The organism is Arthrobacter sp. Dra40 (assembly GCF_059091905.1).
In genome coordinates, this window is sequence record NZ_JBNHHB010000007.1 from 66,174 (window position 1) to 82,797 (window position 16,624).

Consider the following 16,624-nt stretch of genomic DNA (forward strand, 5'->3'; position numbering starts at 1 on the left):
ACGCTGAGCTTCACGAACCCCTGGGCCGATGCTGCGCCGTCTACCGGCCCTGCAAGGGCCGGTTCGGCAAGCGCTGTAGTCACAGGTATTCCCTTCGTTCCGACACGTCCTAGACCGGAGACAATGCACCGGCATTCCTCGCCAGACGTAACGTCCGATGCCGCCCGGCTATTCCCCGCCGACGATGCCAAACCGTCGTGCAAGGTGTGCAGTGCCAACAAAAGTGCCAGACTAGTGTCCAGTGCCGCCTTCCCGCGGTCCGGCCGATGGGAAGGGTACAGATTCCTTCGACGCACGCCGACGCCCAGGAGGCTTCCATGTCAATCGTCCGCCTTGCCGCCCGTCCCCTGCTGGCCACCAGCTTCGTAGCCACCGGCTTTGACCGTTTGCGCCACGCTGAGGAAGCGGCCGTGTCCCTGCGGCCGCTGGTTCAGCAGACAAAATCCGTCCTTCCCGCGGCAGGAGCGTTGGTCGGGCAAGAGAAGACGATTGCCCGAGTCATCGGCGCAGCCCAGGTGGGGGCAGGCGTCCTGCTGGGCATGGGCAGGTTCTCCCGCCTTGCTGCGGCCCTGCTGGCCGGCACCACCGCCGTCAACACGATGGTGGAATACCGGGTGGCTGATTCCGCCACACCGGAAGCCAGACGAGTGCGTCGGAACCGGCTTTTGAAGAACCTGTCGCTGATCGGAGCGGTCATGCTGGCAGCCGTTGACACCGCCGGACGGCCCGGCCTGGCCTGGCGTGCCGAGCACTTCGCGGCGGATGCACGGCGCAACGTCCGTTCCATCAGCAAGGGAGCGCGGCGCAACGCGACATCGATGGGCAAAGACGCCCGCAACCAGCTGAAAAAGGCCGAACGTGCGGTGCGGGAAGCCACCTCGGATGTGGTGGGATCCTGAACGCAATGCCCATGGTTGCCAACAGCTGGCCGGCTCCCTATGCAGAGAAGCCGATCGACGCAACGGTCCAGATCCCTGCTTCAAAGTCCCTGACCAACCGCTATTTGGTGCTCGCTGCGTTGGCCGAGGGTCCGTCCCGGCTGCGCGCCCCGTTGCATTCACGCGACACCTTCCTGATGGTGGAAGCGCTTCGTGCCCTGGGCGCGCGGATCACTGAGGCGGAAGGGGACGGCCGGTTCGGCCCAGACCTGCTGGTGGAACCGATTGATCCGGCGCATCCGCTTGGGGGTGCCGGTGTCGATTGCGGTCTGGCCGGCACCGTCATGCGCTTCGTGCCGCCGCTGGCAGCGCTCTGTACCGGAGACGTGGAGTTCGACGGCGACCCCGCGGCACGGCGCCGGCCGATGTCCCCCACCATCGACGCGCTGCGCCAACTGGGCGTGGCAGTGGACGACGGCGGACGCGGCAGTCTCCCGTTCCGCATCACCGGGACCGGCGCTGTGCCCGGGGGCCATCTGGCGATCGATGCCAGCGCGTCCTCGCAGTTCGTCTCCGCCCTGCTGCTGGTGGGTCCGCGCTTCCGCGACGGCCTGCATCTGGAGCACGTCGGCGAGCGCGTGCCGAGCCTGGACCACATCGCCATGACGGTGCAGTTGCTGCGCGACCTCGGCGTGAGCGTGGACGATTCCCGTCCGAACCACTGGGTGGTCTCCCCCGGCCCGATCCGCGCCTTCGACACCCGGATCGAGCAGGATCTCTCCAACGCCGGACCGTTCCTGGCCGCCGCCTTGGCCACCCGCGGGCGGATCAGGGTGCCCAACTGGCCCACTTCCACCACCCAGGTGGGCGACGCCTGGCGGGACATCCTGCCCCGGCTCGGCGCCACGGTCACGCTGGAGGGCGGGACGCTGACCGTGGTCGGCGGCGAGAAGATCACCGGCGCGGACCTGGCCGATACCAGCGAACTGGCCCCCACCGCGGCAGCCCTGTGCGCGCTGGCCGACGGCGAGTCCCGCCTCAGCGGCATCGCCCACCTGCGCGGCCACGAAACCGACCGCCTGGCTGCCCTGGTGGCCGAGATCAACCGCTTGGGCGGCGACGCAGAGGAGACGGCCGACGGACTCCGGATCCGGCCCCGGCCGCTGCACGGCGGCTTGTTCCGCTCCTACGAAGACCACCGCATGGCTACCGCCGGTGCCATCATCGGCCTGGCCGTCCGCGGTGTGGAGGTCGAGGACATCGGGACGACGGCCAAGACCATGCCGGAGTTTCCGCAGCTCTGGCAGGAAATGTACGCTGCCGCACCGGCGCCCTCGGCCACCGAGGGCTGACGGTGGCGCGTAGCACTGGAAGCTGGGATGAATCGGATGTGCGCATCCGCCCGAACAAGCGCGGAACGCGGCCGCGCACCAAAGACCGCCCCGCGCACGAGGATGCCGAGCTCGGCCGGATCGTGACCGTCGACCGTGGCCGCTACACCGCCGTCGTCGATGAAGACACCGACGGCGAGCGCGTCGTCGTCGCTGCCCGCGCCCGGGAGTTGCGCCGCACCCCGGTGGTGGCGGGAGACTTCGTGGCGCTGGTCGGCGATGTTTCCGGCGAACCCGACAGCCTCGCCCGGCTGGTCCGGGTGGAGGAACGCCGTACCCTGCTGCGCCGCAGCGCGGACGACACCGACCCGGTGGAGCGCGTGGTCGTAGCGAACGCGGATCAGCTCGTCATTGTGGTGGCCTCAGCGAATCCCGAACCTCGCACCGGGTTCATCGACCGGGCGCTGGTGGCGGCGTACGACGCCGGGATCAGCCCGCTGCTGTGCGTCACCAAAGCGGACCTCAAGGATCCGGCCGAGCTGCTCTCCAACTACGAGCATCTGGACCTCCCGGTGATCGTCAGCCGCACGGCGGCCGTGGACGCTTCCGGCGTGGATACGCTCTCCGACGAGGGCCTGTCCGCCCGGCTGGATACCGAGGCCGTGGCAGAGCTGCGCAGTTACCTCGACGGCAAGGTCACCGTCACCCTGGGCCACTCGGGCGTGGGCAAGTCCACCATGGTCAACGCGCTGACCGGAGCCCAGCGGGCCACCGGCGGCGTCAACGCCGTCACCGGGCGCGGCCGGCACACCTCGTCGTCGGCATTGGCTTTGAAAGTTTTGGACGCTCCGGCCGGCACCTGGATCATCGACACTCCGGGCATCCGGTCCTTCGGCTTGGCCCACGTGGATCCGGACCGCATCCTGTCGGCCTTCCCGGATCTGGAGCCCGGCACGGCCGACTGCGCGCGCGGCTGCAAGCACGACGCCGCAGCCGTCGACTGCGGACTGGACGCCTATGTGGCTGCCGGCGGTGCCGGTGATGCCGGACCAGCCAGGCTGGCGTCCTTGCGCCGTTTGCTCGGCGCCGAGGAACGGCCGGAGGCCAAGGAGCTCGGCACCGTCTAGGCCCGGCGTCCGGTTGCGGGCGCTGCCTCCCGCGTCCGCACCGCACTTACCGATAAGTTGAAACCTATGACCCACGCTCCGCAAACCTACAACGACGATCTGCGCCTGGCCCATGTGATGGCCGACTCCGTGGACGCGCAGACCATGGCCCGCTTCAAGGCCCTTGACCTGAAGGTGGAGACAAAACCGGATCTGACGCCGGTCACCGACGCGGATCGCGCGGCCGAAGAAGCCATCCGCGGGCAGCTCTCCCGGTCCCGGCCGCGCGATGCGGTGCTGGGCGAAGAATTCGGCAGCAGCGGCCACGGCGCCCGCCGCTGGATCATCGACCCGATTGACGGCACCAAGAACTTTGTCCGCGGCGTGCCGGTCTGGGCCACTCTGATCGCCCTAGTGGACGAAGGGCAACCGGTCGTGGGTCTGGTCAGTGCTCCCGCGCTGGGCAAGCGCTGGTGGGCAGCCAAGGGAACCGGCGCCTATACCGGGCGGTCGCTGGCCGCGGCCACCCGGCTGCAGGTTTCCGCGGTAGACCGACTGGAGGATGCCTCCATGTCCTACTCCAGCCTGAGCGGCTGGAAGGAACGCGGGAACCTGGACGACTTCCTCGAGCTGACCGAATCGGTCTGGCGCACCCGCGCGTACGGCGATTTCTGGTCCTACTGCCTGGTGGCCGAAGGCGCCGTGGACATCGCCTGCGAACCCGAGTTGAACCTCTACGACATGGCCGCGCTGGTCCCGATCGTGACCGAAGCCGGCGGCAGGTTCAGCTCGCTGGAGGGCGAAGACGGCCCGTTCGGCGGCAATGCGCTGGCCACCAACGGCCTGCTGCACCAGGCGGCCCTGCACCGCCTGAACCCCGAACTGCGCGGACAGCGCCCGGCGGGTTCGGCCACGGCAGCGTACGACGACGGAGCAGCCGGCGGCATCGAAGCCGGCGGCGAGAGCCGCTAACCGGCCGCTGCACAAGGAGCACCACGTGGCACACGGCGGTCCCCGGATGGACGATGAGCGGCGCCGGGCCTACGGCGACACATTCCAGCAGGGCGGCGAACACTACGACCGCATCCGCCCCGGCTACCCGGACGACGCCGTGGACTGGCTGCTGCCGGCCAACGCCCGCACCGCCGCTGATCTGGGGGCCGGCACCGGCAAGTACACCGCCGCACTGGCCGCGCGCGGTCTCAAGGTGGTGGCGGTGGACCCGTCCGCGGACATGCTCGCCCAGCTTCAGCGCAATCTGCCCGGCGTGACCACCGTAGTCGGCACCGCGGAGCAGACCGGGATTGCCGACGCCAGCATGGATCTTGTCACCGTGGCCCAGGCCTGGCACTGGACGGACCCGCTCCGGGCCAGTACCGAGGCCGCACGGATCCTGAAACCCGGCGGCGTCCTGGGACTGGTCTGGAACCAGTTGGATACCGGCGTACCGTGGGTGCACCGGCTCACGCGCATCATGCATGCCGGCGACGTGCTGAAGCCGGATTTCCGTCCCCGCATCGGCCCGGAGTTCAGCGGACTGGAAGGGCACGACACCCGGTGGCAGGATCCGCTCAGCACGCTCGATGTGATGGAGCTGGCGAAGACCCGCAGCTATTACCTGCGCGCCAACGAGGCGACCAGGACGAAAGTGCTGGCCAACCTCGACTGGTACCTTCACGACCATCTGGGCTACTCCCCCGGGGCGCCGATCGGCCTGCCGTACCTCACCCACAGTTGGCGGGCACGGGCGCTCTGAGCGCCTGAGCGCTGCCTAGGCCCCCGCGGCTTGTGTTGAGGCCTACCGTCCGGCAAAATTTAGGCATGCCGAAAAATTGGACGAAGGTGTGCCTGCTGGCCGTAGCCGCCATGCTGGCGGTGGCTGGCTGCGCCCGTCCGTCCGCACCCGCCGCCGCCTCGGCGGGCGAACGGCCGCTGGTCCTGACCACCTTCACCGTTCTGGCCGACATGGCCAACAGGATCGGCGGTGGCCATGTAGAGGTCATCTCCGTCACCAAGATCGGCGCGGAAATCCACGGTTACCAGCCCACGCCGTCGGACTTGGTCAAAGCGCAGGATGCCGACCTCGTCCTGGACAACGGCCTGGGCCTCGAACGCTGGTTCGAACGGTTCCTGAATGCGGTCCCGGCCCCGCATGTGGTGCTCAGCGACGGCGTGGAGCCGGTGAACATCACGGCCGGAAACTATGAGGGCCGGCCGAACCCGCACGCGTGGATGTCGCCGGAGGCGGCCAAAATCTACGTCGACAACATCGTGCACGCCTTCAGCGACCTGGTGCCCCAACACGCCGAAGACTTCCAGCGCAACGGCGCGGCCTACCGGCATGAACTGGACCTGGTGATGGAGGATTTGAAGGCGGCCTTCGCCGATCCGGCAGCCGTTCCCGCCCTGGTCAGCTGTGAAGGGGCCTTTTCCTATCTGGCCCGCGACGCCGGGCTGGACGAGGCGTACCTCTGGCCGGTGAACTCGGATGCCGAGGGCACGCCGCGGCAGATCAAAGAAGTCATTGGGCAGGTCCGCAAACATCGGATCCCGTCGGTGTTCTGCGAATCGACCGTCAACCCGGAATCGATGCGGCAGGTGGCAAAAGCTACCGGTGCCCGGTTCATCACGCCGCTGTACGTGGATTCCCTCTCCGGACCGGACGGCCCGGTTCCCACTCATCTGGAGCTGATCAGGCACGACATCTCCCTGATTAAGGAAGGACTGGCGCCGTGAGCACTCACGTCATCCCGGCAGGGGCCCCCGCCATCTCGGTGGCCGGCCTGCGCGTGGCCTATCACGACGTCGTTGCCCTGGACGACGTCAGCGTCACGGTGGCCTTGGGGACAATTTGCGGGCTGATCGGGGTCAACGGCTCCGGCAAGTCCACGCTGTTCAAGTCGTTGATGGGGCTGGCGCATCCGTCCTCCGGCACGGTGGATCTGTTCGGCCTCTCGCACCGGCAGGCACGTAAATTGAACCTGGTCAGTTATGTTCCCCAGTCCGAAGATGTCGATTGGACCTTCCCCGTTTCCGTGCGGGATGTGGTGATGATGGGCCGCTATGGCAGGCTTGGTCCCATGCGCCGGCCGCACCGCGGGGACCGTGAAGCCGTGGAGGCTGCGCTGGAACGGACGGGCCTGAGCCATCTTCAGCACCGGCAGATCGGTGAGCTGTCAGGCGGCCAGCGCAAACGCGCCTTTGTGGCCCGCGGCATCGCCCAAGACGCCGGGCTGCTGTTGCTCGATGAGCCATTCGCCGGCGTGGACAAGGCCTCGGAAGCGGGCCTGATCTCCCTGCTGAAAGAGCTGCGCCGCGAGGGCAAGACGATCCTGATCTCCACCCATGATCTGGCCGGCATCCCGCAGTTGTGCGATGAGGCGATCCTGCTGCACCAGAGAGTCCTGGCACACGGATCGCCGGCCGAGGTGCTGACCAACGACAACCTGGCCCTGGCCTTCGGCTCCGCGCTGATCGGCCCCGCGGAAGGATTCCGCCGTGGAATTAGCTAACTGGCTGCTGGAACCGCTGCAGTACGGGTTCCTGACCCGCGCCCTGCTGGTCACGCTGGCAGCCTCCATCGTGTCCGCGGTGTTGTCCTGCTGGCTGATTTTGATGGGCTGGTCGCTGATGGGCGATGCGGTCTCGCATGCCGTGCTGCCGGGGGTTGCGTTGGCCTACATCATCGGTGTGCCCTTCTCGATCGGCGCCTTCGTCTTCGGCGCGGCGGCGGTGGCGCTGATCGGCGGTGTGCGCTCCTCCACCCGGTTGAAGGGCGACACCGTGATCGGCGTGGTGTTCACCGCGTTCTTCGCCGCCGGCCTGGCCATCATCTCCAAAACGCCCAGCCAGACCGATCTGCAGCACATCTTGTTCGGCAACGTTCTGGGCGTCAGCGACGGCGAATTGCTGCAGGTGCTCGGCCTGGGTGCAGTGACGCTGTGCGTGCTGCTGTTCAAGCGCCGCGATCTGACGTTGTTCGCGTTCGACCGCGTCCATGCCCACGCCATCGGGCTCAATACCCGCTGGCTGTCCGTGCTGCTGCTCGGGCTGCTGGCGCTCACCGTCGTCGTCGGCCTGCAGGCAGTGGGCATCGTGCTGGTGGTGGCCATGCTGATTACCCCGGGCGCCACCGCCTTCCTGCTGACCCGGCGGTTCGACGCCATGCTGGTGATTGCCGCATCGGTCACTGCCGCGGCCTCGGTCGCCGGCATCTATGCCAGCTACTATCTGGACGTCGCTACCGGTGCGGCGGTGGTCCTGGCGCAGGCTCTGGTGTTCCTGGTGGTCTACCTGTCCGCGCCGCGGACCGGGGTAATCTGGCAGTTGGTACGCCGCCGGTCGGAGGGCCGGCGCACCGCCGTGCTGCCGGAAACCAGCAGCACCAGGCTGTAAGCCTGCAGTCCTTCGGGAACGTACGACGAAAGGGTGAAACCGCATGCCAGCGGCCAGGAAATCCGCGCTCAGCAGCGGCTCGTCCAGCGTGCAGGACTACGTCAAGGTCATCTATGCCTTCACCGAGTGGCAGGACAAGCCCATCACGTCCTCCCAGCTGGCCGTGCGCCTGGGCGTGGCCAACTCGTCGGTCTCCGAGATGGTGCGCAAGCTGGTGGAGCTGCAACTGGTGGACCACCGGCCGTACAGCGCCATTGAGCTGACCAGCGCCGGCCGCCGGCTGGCCTTGACCATGGTCCGCCGGCACCGGGTCCTGGAAACCTTCCTGGTCCAGGAACTCGGCTATGCCTGGGACGAGGTCCACGACGAAGCCGAACTGCTCGAACACACCGTCTCCGACACCTTCATCGACCGGATGGCGGCCAAGCTAGGCAATCCGCAGCGCGATCCGCATGGCGACCCGATCCCGTCGGCGGACGGCACGGTGCACGTGCCCAACGCCGTGCAACTGGAGGAACTAGACGGCGGGCACACCGGCCGAATCACCCGGATCAGCGACGCCGACGCCGATCTGCTGCGCTTCTTCAGCTCCGAGCAGATCAGGCTCGACGACCGTGTGGAAGTTGTCGGCCGGCGCCCCTTCGGCGGTGCGTTAGTGGTTCGTTTCGGCCCCACCGGTTCGGCCCGGGAGCTGGATCTGGGCGACCAAGCGGCCGCCGCGCTCTGGGTGCACAGCGACCCGCACCCCGGCTGCCTGCTCGCTTCGTGAGTACGACGTCGGCCGCTCGGCTTTGGGCCGGTACGGCACCGTCCGTGGCGCTGGCCACGCACACAAGCGCCGGTTGATCGGTTAGGCTCGGCTTTGTCCGAGCCTCGGCAGATGAAGCAGAAGAAAGGTGTCCCTTGGCGACTCTGGGAATTGAAGAAGAATACCTGCTGCTGGATCCGATCACCGGCCTGCCCGTCCCGATGGCGGATAAGGTCGCCGAAAACCTTGAAGGATCGTTGCACGTGGCCCGTGGGGACATCCAACGGGAACTGCTCACATGCCAGATCGAAACCGCCACCGCGGTCTGCTCCACGCTCACCGAAGCGGAGGAGTCGCTGTTGAACTTCCGCCGGGAACTTGATTCGGCTGTCCGGAAGACGGGCGTCCGGGCCGCGGCCACGGGCACCGCACCGCGAATCCAGGACGACTACCCGGAGGTCACGGACAGTCAGCGCTACCACCAGCTCAAGGCCAGTGCCAAGGGCATTGTGGCCGATCAGTTCGTCAACGGCCAACACGTCCATGTGTCCGTCCCGGATAAGGAAGCCGGAGTGCAGGCCCTGAACCGGATCAGGCCGTGGCTGCCGGCCGTGGTGGCGCTCAGTGCGAACTCGCCCTACTGGCTGGACCGCGACAGCGGATTCGGCAGCTGGCGGATTGTGCACTACCGCCGCTGGCCGGTCCAGGGCTGCGCGCCGGTCTTCCGCGACGCCGCCGACTACGAGCGGCGCATCCAGCGCTTGGTGGACTCCGGCGTGATCATTGACCGCGGTGTCCTCACCTGGCTGGCGCGGCTCTCGGACCGCTACCCCACCCTTGAAGTCCGTGCGGCAGATGTGCAGCTCGAGGCCCAGGACGCCGTGTTGATCGCGGCGGTCATCCGGGGCCTGATCTCCACGGTGCTGGCCGATGAAGCTGTCTCGCGGACTTTCCTGCAGCCGGAGCCCGAGTTGCTGGATGCCGCCGTGTGGCAGGCCGGGCGGCAGGGCCTGACCGACCGGCTGGTGGACCCGGAGTCCGGCTTGCTGCTGCCGGCGCGGGACGTGGTGGGCATGCTGCTGCGCTACATCCGGCCCGCCCTGGAGGAGGAAGGCGATGCGGCCTGGGTGGATGCAAGCATTGAACGGCTTTTCGCCACGGGAACCGGCGCCGAACGGCAGCGAAAAGCAATGGAGTCCGGCGGACTTCCGGCGCTGATGGATCTCTACGCCACGTCGCTTACCGCCGAGCCATAGTCCGCGGGCGCGCCAAGGACGAACGGCTCGCCCGCTCCGCCCTGGCGCCCGCCGAAGCCGGCTACGTGAGCAGTGGCGCCATGAGGTTCGTGATCTTGGCCGAAGGTTCCACCCCGAATTCCCTCCAAAGCCGGGACTTGAAAACTTCGAACGCCCGCAGCGCCTGGGCATAGTTGCCATCGGCTATGTGCGTCTCCAGCAACAGCCGCTGGGCGCTTTCGCGCAGCGGTTCAATGGCGATGGCAAATCCCGCAGCGTCCGTGGCCTGATCGGTCTCGCCGCGCTCCAGATATCGGCTGGCGAGACGTTCCAGCGCCGATAACCTCATCTGCTTCCACCGCTCCTGCTCTGCCATGACCCAGTCCTCATACCATCCGGGCAGCAGCTCGGCGGTGCGCAGCCGATCGAGCATGGCCGGGCGCAGGCTGGCGCTGCGATCCCCATCCAGAGCGGCTAGTCGGCTGCTGATTTCATGGACATCCACCACTACGTCCGGAGCGAGCGCCAGCGGATCCCGGCTCTCCACCAGCAACCCTGGCAGCTGGTGGGAGATCATCCAGATGGTCTCCCGCAGGCTCCCAGTTGCCTGCTTGTCCGAACTGTCGGGCCAGAGCAGCCCGGCCAGGAACGCGCGCGGCTGGCTGCCGTATAAGGCCAGAACGGCGATGAGGCGCTGCTGCCGGATAGTTACTTTGACGGGAATATTTCCACGGCGAATCTGCCATCCGCCTAATAATTGGACTTCCCAGACGTGTTCTCTTGCATTCATTTCTGTGCCCCCCAGGCATCTTGATGCGCACCCCAACCACTGCCGAAACACCTTCCTGTTCAGCTTCCCATCCTGTTCCGCGTTGTCAACGCAGCTAAAGGATTCATCCTGAAAATAACCTGAGTCCAACCCTCATAGCAGCCGAGGCGAGAGCGGGAATCAGGTCGGCGAACCTGGCTTCGATGTGCGTTCTGGGGCCGCGGTGAAGAAGGCCTCTGCGGTTCGGCGTACTACGTGGACGAGCCCTTACAGGCCTCGGGCCCCTGAAGCAGACACCCCGGTGAACGGCATCAAGTTGCGGCAGGTGGCGCCCCGGTCCATGGTGGTAGGTGATGATTACCAGACGCGAAGCAGCCCAGTTCCTCGATATCCCACCGGAGATGGCGAAACGCCACGGCATCCCGCCACGCATATCCCAGGAGGAGCTCGCCGCGATGGACGCCAACCCACCGGCCTGGCTGGCCCAGTCGCGCGCCAACCGCACGGGCAAACGGCCTGTCTGGACGTCGCTGCAGTGCATTATTTGCGGCCATACCGAGGCGGCCCGGCCAAAGAAATGGTGGCCGGACTTTACTTATGTCTACTGCCAACACCATGACCCCGAAGAGCTGCCGGCGCTGCCCGCTGGATGGGTCCGCAGCGAATATGACGGGATCGGCACCCGGTTCATCGGGATCGTCGACGTGGCGCTGCCCGGTTCCTGACCGCTGGGCTGGCCCGCTTAAGCTGGCCGGCGGGAAAAGAAAAAGCCCCGGAAATCCGGGGCTAAATCAGTGGAGATGGGGGGAATTGAACCCCCGTCCGATGTTGTGTTGCCAGGACTTCTCCGGGCGCAGTTTGCTTCGGGTTTTCTTGGCCCCAGCCATCCTGCAAACAGGTGGCTGACCCGGGCCCAGCCGTCTAAATGTCCCGAATACCCCAACGGCGAAGGTATCCAGCAGTGGCTCTCTTAATGACGCCAGCATCCGGGGCGAGAGCATCCCCGGGCTGACGGACTTGCAACGCTACTTAGGCAGCGAGTGCGAAGTCAGTGCGCTTAGATTCGGCACTTATTGGTTTGCAGAGAGCGTTTCCGAGATAACTCTGCATCCTCGGCCCGCTTCCCCTGGCGCGACTAACATCGTCGAAACCTGTCATCCCCGTATGTAGTTATCAAAATAACCATCTGTGCCGGGCCAGTTACCTGCCCGGACCATCCAGTGTAACCCATCCCCACAGCTGTCTATTCCCGCCCCTTATAGCCAGCATGCGCGGGCGAGATTACGCTCGAACCATGGTCGTGCGTGCGACGGAAGGCACACCGCCGGGACAGGCTTCCATCTCGGCGACATTCGGTATCGAGGAAGAATTCCTGTTGATGGATCCCCGGTCGGCACAGCCGGTGCCGACCGGTCCGGCCGTGCGGGCGGCCTTGCGCCTGGACACCAACCCGGACTGGGTCAGCACCGAGTTGCTGGACTGCCAGGTGGAGACCGCCACACCGGTATGCCATACGCTGGCCGAAGCTGCCGAGGCCCTGCTGGACTTCCGCCGCGATTTGGCCGACAGCGCCCTCGCAACCGGGGCGGCCGCCGCGGGAATCGGAGTGATTTTTGACGCCGATCTGTCCCCGGCGTCCGTTACCGACACTCCCCGCTACCGCGGTATTGCCGAACGTGCGCCGGCGCTGGTCGCCGACCAGTACGTCACGGGCATGCACATCCACGTTGAAGTGCCGGATCCCGAGGTGCGGCTGCAGGTGCTCAACCGGCTGCGGCCCTGGCTGCCGTTACTGACCGCGGTCGCGGCCAACTCGCCGTTCTGGCGTCATGCGGACAGCGGCTTCGCCAGCTGGCGGACCATCCTGTACCGCCGGTGGCAGATCCAGGGGTGCCCGCCGTTCTTTGCCGACCTGCACGATTACCGGGTCCGCATCAGGCGGCTGTATGCCTCCGGGGTAGCACCGGACCCGGGGCACATCTCCTGGCTCGCGCGGCTTTCGGACCAGTTCCCCACCATCGAAATCCGGGCCGCCGACAGCCAGCTCACGGCCGCCGACAGCGTGCTGCTGGCCGGACTGGCCCGTGCGCTGGTGGCTACCGAACAGGCCGCAGCCGTCGCCGGGCGCCCGGTTGCCAACCACTTCCCCGAGCACCTGGACGTGGCGCTCTGGCAGGCCGCCCGGTTCGGGCTGTCGGACAAACTGGTTCACCTCGACTCGGCCACCCTCTGGCCTGCGTTCGATGTTCTGGAGTTGCTGCTCCGGCACATCGACGACGCCCTGGAACAACACGGGGACCGCGGTTGGGTGCATGAGCAGTGCGCCCGGCTGCGCTTGGAGGGCAACGGGGCGCAGCGCCAGCGGGCGGCGCTGGCCCGCGGCGGCTTGGCATCATGGCTCGAGTTGGTGCGCCGGTCCATTACGGACGGCTGAGGTTGCCGGAAGGGTCCTCCCGGTAGAGCCACGGCTCCCGCAGATCAGGCCCCGCGGTTCTTTTCCCGCATGGCGCGAAGGGCCTCGCGGTTGTCCTGCTTCTCGCGGAGCGTCTGCCGCTTGTCGTAATCCTTCTTGCCGCGGCCCACGCCGATCTCCACTTTGGCCAGGCCGTCATTGAAGTACAGCTGCAGCGGCACGATGGTGTAGCCGGACTCGCGGGTCTGGCGCGCGATCTTCTCCAGCTCGGCACGGTGCAGCAGCAATTTCCGCCGGCGGCGGGCGGCGTGGTTGGTCCAGCTCCCGTTGAGGTATTCCGGGATATAGACGGACTCCAGGAACAACTCATCGTTGTAAAAGATGGCGAAGCCGTCCACCAGCGAGGCCCGGCCCTCGCGCAGGGACTTCACCTCGGTCCCCATCAAGGCCATCCCGGCCTCGTAGGTATCCATGATGTGGTAGTCGTGCCGGGCCTTTCGATTGGTGGCCACTACCTTTCGGCCACTTTCTCTGGGCACGGGGTAACTCCTTCGTCGTCGGAACGATCCATTATAACTGCGCTGCGGCGTTTAGTCCCGCAGCGCCCGCTCCAGCCGGAGCCTTAGAGCAGGTTCATCGGGTTCACGAACTCGGCATTCAGGATGGTTTCGAAGTGCAGGTGGCAGCCGGTGGAGTTGCCGGTGCTGCCCACATAGCCGATCAGTTGCCCTTGCCCGACCCGCTGGCCCGCATACACCACGTACTTGTTCAGATGGTAGTAGTTCGTGTCCAGCACGTTGCCGGCCACCCAGCCGTGGCTGATCGTCACGCTGTTGCCGCCGCCCCAGACCGAGCCGTCTGCGCGCTCCACCGTGCCGGCGGCCGGTGCATAGACCGGGGCGTTGCAGCCGGGCCCGTAATCGATCCCGCTGTGCAGGTAGCCGCCGGTGCCGAAAAAATCGATGGTGCCGGGCGGGGTGCTCCGCCAACCGAACCCGGAGGTGATGACTCCGCTGGTTGGGGCGATCAAGCCGAAGGACGACGGCGAAGAGCTCGCCGGTTTCGGCGGCTTGACCTTGGGAATGATCTGCGGCACCGGCTGGCCGTTGTTCCGCGCCGCCTGCTGGGCTGCCTTGATCCGGGCCTGTTCGCGTTCCCACGCTTCCTGGGCCTTGCGCCGCTCTTCGGCTTCGCGCCGGGCCTTCTCCTCGGCCTCGCGGCGCAGCCGTTCCTGCCGCTCCTTGATCTGCCCGAGCACCTGCTGCTGGGCCTGCTCGGACTTGGCCAATTCCTGCTCGATCTCCGGCTTGCGGGCCTGCAGGCTGTCGGAGAGCGCCGAGGTCTCGGAAATCAGCTGGTCGACCTTCTGCTTCTCGGCCGCGGCCTCGTCGCGGGCGGTCTGTTCCGCCGCCAGCGCTTCCTCGGCTTGTGCCTTCAGGTCCCGGATTTCCTCTTCCACGGCCTCCAGCCGCGCCTGGGAGTTCACGTTGGTGGCGTTCTGCTGGGACAGCTTGTCCAGCGCCGCGTTTTGGCTGCGCAGCGCCTGGTCGGCCAGGTCGATGGTGTTGGCAAGGCTCGCATCGCCGTCGGATCCGAAGAACAGCGACAGGTTGGACGGCACGCCGCCCTGCTTGTAGGCCTGGGTGGCAATCTGACCGATGACCTTCTTGGTCTCTTTGAGCTCTTCGGCATCGCTGGCCAGCTGCTGATTGATCTTGTCCTTGGTCTGCAGGGCCAGGTCCACGCGCTGTGCCAGGGCGGCGACCTTGTTGGCAGCCGCGTCCACCCGGCCCTCGGCCTCGGAGAGCTTCTGCTGGGCTCCGGGCAGCCGGCTCTGGTACTCCTTGAGCTCCTTGACCGCCTCCACGATGTCCGCGTTGAGGAACTCCAGGGAATGCTCGATCTCCTCGATTTCCTGTTCCAGCGCCGCCTTGCGGTCGTCGAGCTCGTCGGCCTGGGCCGGGCCGGCAGAGCCCAGCGAGAAGGCGAGCAAAGCCGCCATGGCTGCACTCAGAATCCCCTGCGGAAGGCACTTCTTCCGCGGCGTTGAACGGCTCACAGCCTGGCTCCCCATTGTCAAGTTCTGCTCACGTTTCACGATTCTAAACCTTCAGGTAGCGGCGCAGGGTCAGCAGGGACGATATTCCTGCCAGAACAGCCCCCAACAGCACCAGTGCGGGGCCGATGACCAGCATGGTGTTGGAGGAAATGAATGCGGTGTCCGGGTACTGGCTGGCGAGCCAGTCGCCGATGAAGAAGTGCGCCACGGCCCACAGGGTGACCGAGGCCAGCAAGGCGCCGACCACGGCGGCGATGACGCCTTCCAGCACGAACGGCAGCTGGATAACTGCCTTCGAGGCTCCGACCAGGCGCATGATGCCGGTTTCCCGACGGCGGCTGAAGGCCGAGAGCCTGATGGTGGTGGCGATCAGCAGGATGGCGCAGACGATCATGACGACGGCGATGCCCACCGCCACCAGCGAGGCGATGTTCATGACGTTGAAGACCTTTTCCAGGATCTCGCGCTGGTCCACCACCACCTCCACGCCCGGCAGCGAGGAGAAGATTTCGTTGATGACCTCGTACTTCTGCGGATCCACCAGGGAGATGCGGAAGGATTCCGGCAGCTGGTCGGCGGTCACCGAATCAACAATCGGCGAATTCGCGAACTGGTCGCGGAAGTGGCCCAGCGCGTCCTCCTGCGATTCGTACAGGTAGGTGTCCACGTACTGCTCCACCGCCGGGCTGGTCAGCGTGGCCTCAATCTCGGCGCGCTGTTCGTCCGTCACCGGGCCGGACGCGCAACTGGCCGCCGTCGAGGTGTCGACACACAGGAAGACGGCCACCTGGACCTTGTCGTACCAGTAGCCCTTCATCTGGTTGATCTGCATTTGCAGCATGCCCGCAGCGCCCACGAAGGTGAGCGAAATGAACGTCACCAGCACCACGGAGACCACCATGGACAGATTCCGGCGCAGGCCGGAACCGATTTCACCGAGGATAAAAGCCAGTCTCATTTGGCCTCCTCCGGCTCGCCGAGGTAAATGCCCTCGGCCTGGTCCCGCACCAGCACGCCGTCGCGCAGCTCGATCACGCGCTTGCGCATTTCGTTCACAATCACGTTGTCATGCGTGGCCATCACCACGGTGGTGCCGTTCTGGTTAATCCGGTCCAGCACCTTCATGATGCCCAAGGAGGTGGTCGGATCCAGGTTGCCCGTGGGTTCGTCGGCCAGCAGGATCCCGGGCTTGTTCACCACGGCCCGTGCAATGGCAACGCGCTGCTGCTCGCCGCCGGAGAGTTCATGCGGCATGCGGTGGTCTTTACCTTCCAGGCCCACTGTCTTGAGCACTTCGGGCACCGTCTCGCGGATCACGGCACGGCTTCGACCGATCACCTGCATGGCAAACGCCACGTTCGCGAAAACCGTCTTGTTGGGCAACAGCCGGAAGTCCTGGAACACCACACCGATGCCGCGGCGCAGTTTGGGCACGCGCCAGCTGGGAATGTTGGCCACATTCTGGCCAGCGACGTACACGGCGCCGCGGGTGGCACGGTCTTCTTTCAGAACCAGCCGGATGAACGTTGACTTTCCGGACCCGGAGGAGCCGACCAAGAACGCGAAGTCCCCGCGGTCAATCTCCAGGCTGATCCTGTCCAGGGCAGGACGCGAGTTCTGATCGTAGATCTTCGTGACGTTATCGAATCGAATCATGACTACTTTGTGCCTCAGTGCCGAGGACGAGGGC

General features: G+C 66.3%; 17 protein-coding genes and 1 other RNA gene. 12 read left to right on the top strand and 6 right to left on the bottom strand.

The genetic code is table 11. The annotated features are described in order from the left end of the window. The first annotated feature begins 317 nt into the window (after positions 1 to 317). The 10 genes from AC5RWT_RS05640 to AC5RWT_RS05685 all read left to right on the top strand — a co-directional run bounded on the left by AC5RWT_RS05640 (position 318) and on the right by AC5RWT_RS05685 (position 9,714). Positions 318 to 899 carry a DoxX family protein gene (locus AC5RWT_RS05640; protein ID WP_494045637.1) on the top strand — a complete coding sequence of 194 codons (582 nt, stop codon included), beginning with the start codon at positions 318 to 320 and terminating at the stop codon, positions 897 to 899. 5 nt (positions 900 to 904) lie between these two features. Continuing rightward, positions 905 to 2,230, top strand: coding sequence for a 3-phosphoshikimate 1-carboxyvinyltransferase (gene aroA / locus AC5RWT_RS05645; RefSeq protein WP_494079488.1), 1,326 nt, complete (start codon positions 905 to 907; stop codon positions 2,228 to 2,230). 2 nt (positions 2,231 to 2,232) lie between these two features. Next, positions 2,233 to 3,336, top strand: coding sequence for a ribosome small subunit-dependent GTPase A (rsgA, locus tag AC5RWT_RS05650; RefSeq protein ID WP_494079489.1), 1,104 nt, complete (start codon positions 2,233 to 2,235; stop codon positions 3,334 to 3,336). A 66-nt stretch (positions 3,337 to 3,402) separates the two neighbouring features. Further along, positions 3,403 to 4,287 (top strand): histidinol-phosphatase, encoded by an 885-nt coding sequence (gene hisN / locus AC5RWT_RS05655; protein WP_494079490.1) that lies wholly within the window; start codon positions 3,403 to 3,405, stop codon positions 4,285 to 4,287. A gap of 25 nt (positions 4,288 to 4,312) precedes the next feature. Further along, positions 4,313 to 5,071: a class I SAM-dependent methyltransferase gene (locus AC5RWT_RS05660; RefSeq protein ID WP_494079491.1), complete on the top strand. Its 759-nt coding sequence runs from the start codon at positions 4,313 to 4,315 to the stop codon at positions 5,069 to 5,071. Between the two features lie 65 nt (positions 5,072 to 5,136). After that, positions 5,137 to 6,051 carry a metal ABC transporter substrate-binding protein gene (locus AC5RWT_RS05665; RefSeq protein ID WP_494079492.1) on the top strand — a complete coding sequence of 305 codons (915 nt, stop codon included), beginning with the start codon at positions 5,137 to 5,139 and terminating at the stop codon, positions 6,049 to 6,051. Then, positions 6,048 to 6,827, top strand: a complete 780-nt coding sequence (locus tag AC5RWT_RS05670; RefSeq protein ID WP_494079493.1) for a metal ABC transporter ATP-binding protein — start codon at positions 6,048 to 6,050, stop codon at positions 6,825 to 6,827. Before AC5RWT_RS05665 ends, AC5RWT_RS05670 begins: the two co-directional genes overlap by 4 nt. Next, positions 6,814 to 7,710 (top strand): metal ABC transporter permease, encoded by an 897-nt coding sequence (locus AC5RWT_RS05675; RefSeq protein WP_494079494.1) that lies wholly within the window; start codon positions 6,814 to 6,816, stop codon positions 7,708 to 7,710. The genes AC5RWT_RS05670 and AC5RWT_RS05675 overlap by 14 nt, the downstream gene beginning before the upstream one ends. Before the next feature lie 43 nt (positions 7,711 to 7,753). Continuing rightward, complete coding sequence (locus AC5RWT_RS05680; RefSeq protein ID WP_494079495.1) at positions 7,754 to 8,479, top strand: metal-dependent transcriptional regulator; 726 nt, start codon at positions 7,754 to 7,756, stop codon at positions 8,477 to 8,479. Positions 8,480 to 8,613: 134 nt separating this feature from the next. Next, positions 8,614 to 9,714 carry a carboxylate-amine ligase gene (locus AC5RWT_RS05685; protein WP_494079496.1) on the top strand — a complete coding sequence of 367 codons (1,101 nt, stop codon included), beginning with the start codon at positions 8,614 to 8,616 and terminating at the stop codon, positions 9,712 to 9,714. Positions 9,715 to 9,775: 61 nt separating this feature from the next. Here AC5RWT_RS05685 and AC5RWT_RS05690 read toward each other — a convergent pair whose 3' ends face one another. Further along, positions 9,776 to 10,612 (bottom strand): AfsR/SARP family transcriptional regulator, encoded by an 837-nt coding sequence (locus tag AC5RWT_RS05690; RefSeq protein WP_494045627.1) that lies wholly within the window; start codon positions 10,610 to 10,612, stop codon positions 9,776 to 9,778. Positions 10,613 to 10,815: 203 nt separating this feature from the next. Here AC5RWT_RS05690 and AC5RWT_RS05695 point away from each other — a divergent pair, with 203 nt between their 5' ends. Further along, positions 10,816 to 11,187: a hypothetical protein gene (locus AC5RWT_RS05695; RefSeq protein ID WP_494045626.1), complete on the top strand. Its 372-nt coding sequence runs from the start codon at positions 10,816 to 10,818 to the stop codon at positions 11,185 to 11,187. A 67-nt stretch (positions 11,188 to 11,254) separates the two neighbouring features. Here AC5RWT_RS05695 and ssrA read toward each other — a convergent pair. Continuing rightward, positions 11,255 to 11,624, bottom strand: a transfer-messenger RNA (tmRNA) gene (ssrA, locus tag AC5RWT_RS05700). Between the two features lie 132 nt (positions 11,625 to 11,756). Here ssrA and AC5RWT_RS05705 point away from each other — a divergent pair. Further along, complete coding sequence (locus tag AC5RWT_RS05705) at positions 11,757 to 12,896, top strand: carboxylate-amine ligase (protein ID WP_494079497.1); 1,140 nt, start codon at positions 11,757 to 11,759, stop codon at positions 12,894 to 12,896. Positions 12,897 to 12,940: 44 nt separating this feature from the next. On the opposite strand, the gene smpB is transcribed toward AC5RWT_RS05705, so the two are convergent. From smpB to ftsE, 4 genes are all read right to left on the bottom strand, one after another. Further along, the gene (gene smpB / locus AC5RWT_RS05710; RefSeq protein ID WP_494045624.1) at positions 12,941 to 13,414 is read right to left on the bottom strand and encodes an SsrA-binding protein SmpB; all 474 of its coding nucleotides are present in this window, start codon (positions 13,412 to 13,414) and stop codon (positions 12,941 to 12,943) included. 83 nt (positions 13,415 to 13,497) lie between these two features. Beyond that, entirely contained in the window at positions 13,498 to 14,877 is a 1,380-nt protein-coding gene (locus tag AC5RWT_RS05715; RefSeq protein ID WP_494079498.1) for a peptidoglycan DD-metalloendopeptidase family protein, read from the bottom strand. Between the two features lie 100 nt (positions 14,878 to 14,977). After that, on the bottom strand, positions 14,978 to 15,892 hold the full coding sequence (ftsX, locus tag AC5RWT_RS05720) for a permease-like cell division protein FtsX (protein WP_494045622.1): 915 nt from the start codon (positions 15,890 to 15,892) through the stop codon (positions 14,978 to 14,980). After that, positions 15,889 to 16,590, bottom strand: a complete 702-nt coding sequence (ftsE, locus tag AC5RWT_RS05725) for a cell division ATP-binding protein FtsE (RefSeq protein WP_494045621.1) — start codon at positions 16,588 to 16,590, stop codon at positions 15,889 to 15,891. The genes ftsX and ftsE overlap by 4 nt, the downstream gene beginning before the upstream one ends. Between the last annotated feature and the right edge of the window lie 34 nt (positions 16,591 to 16,624).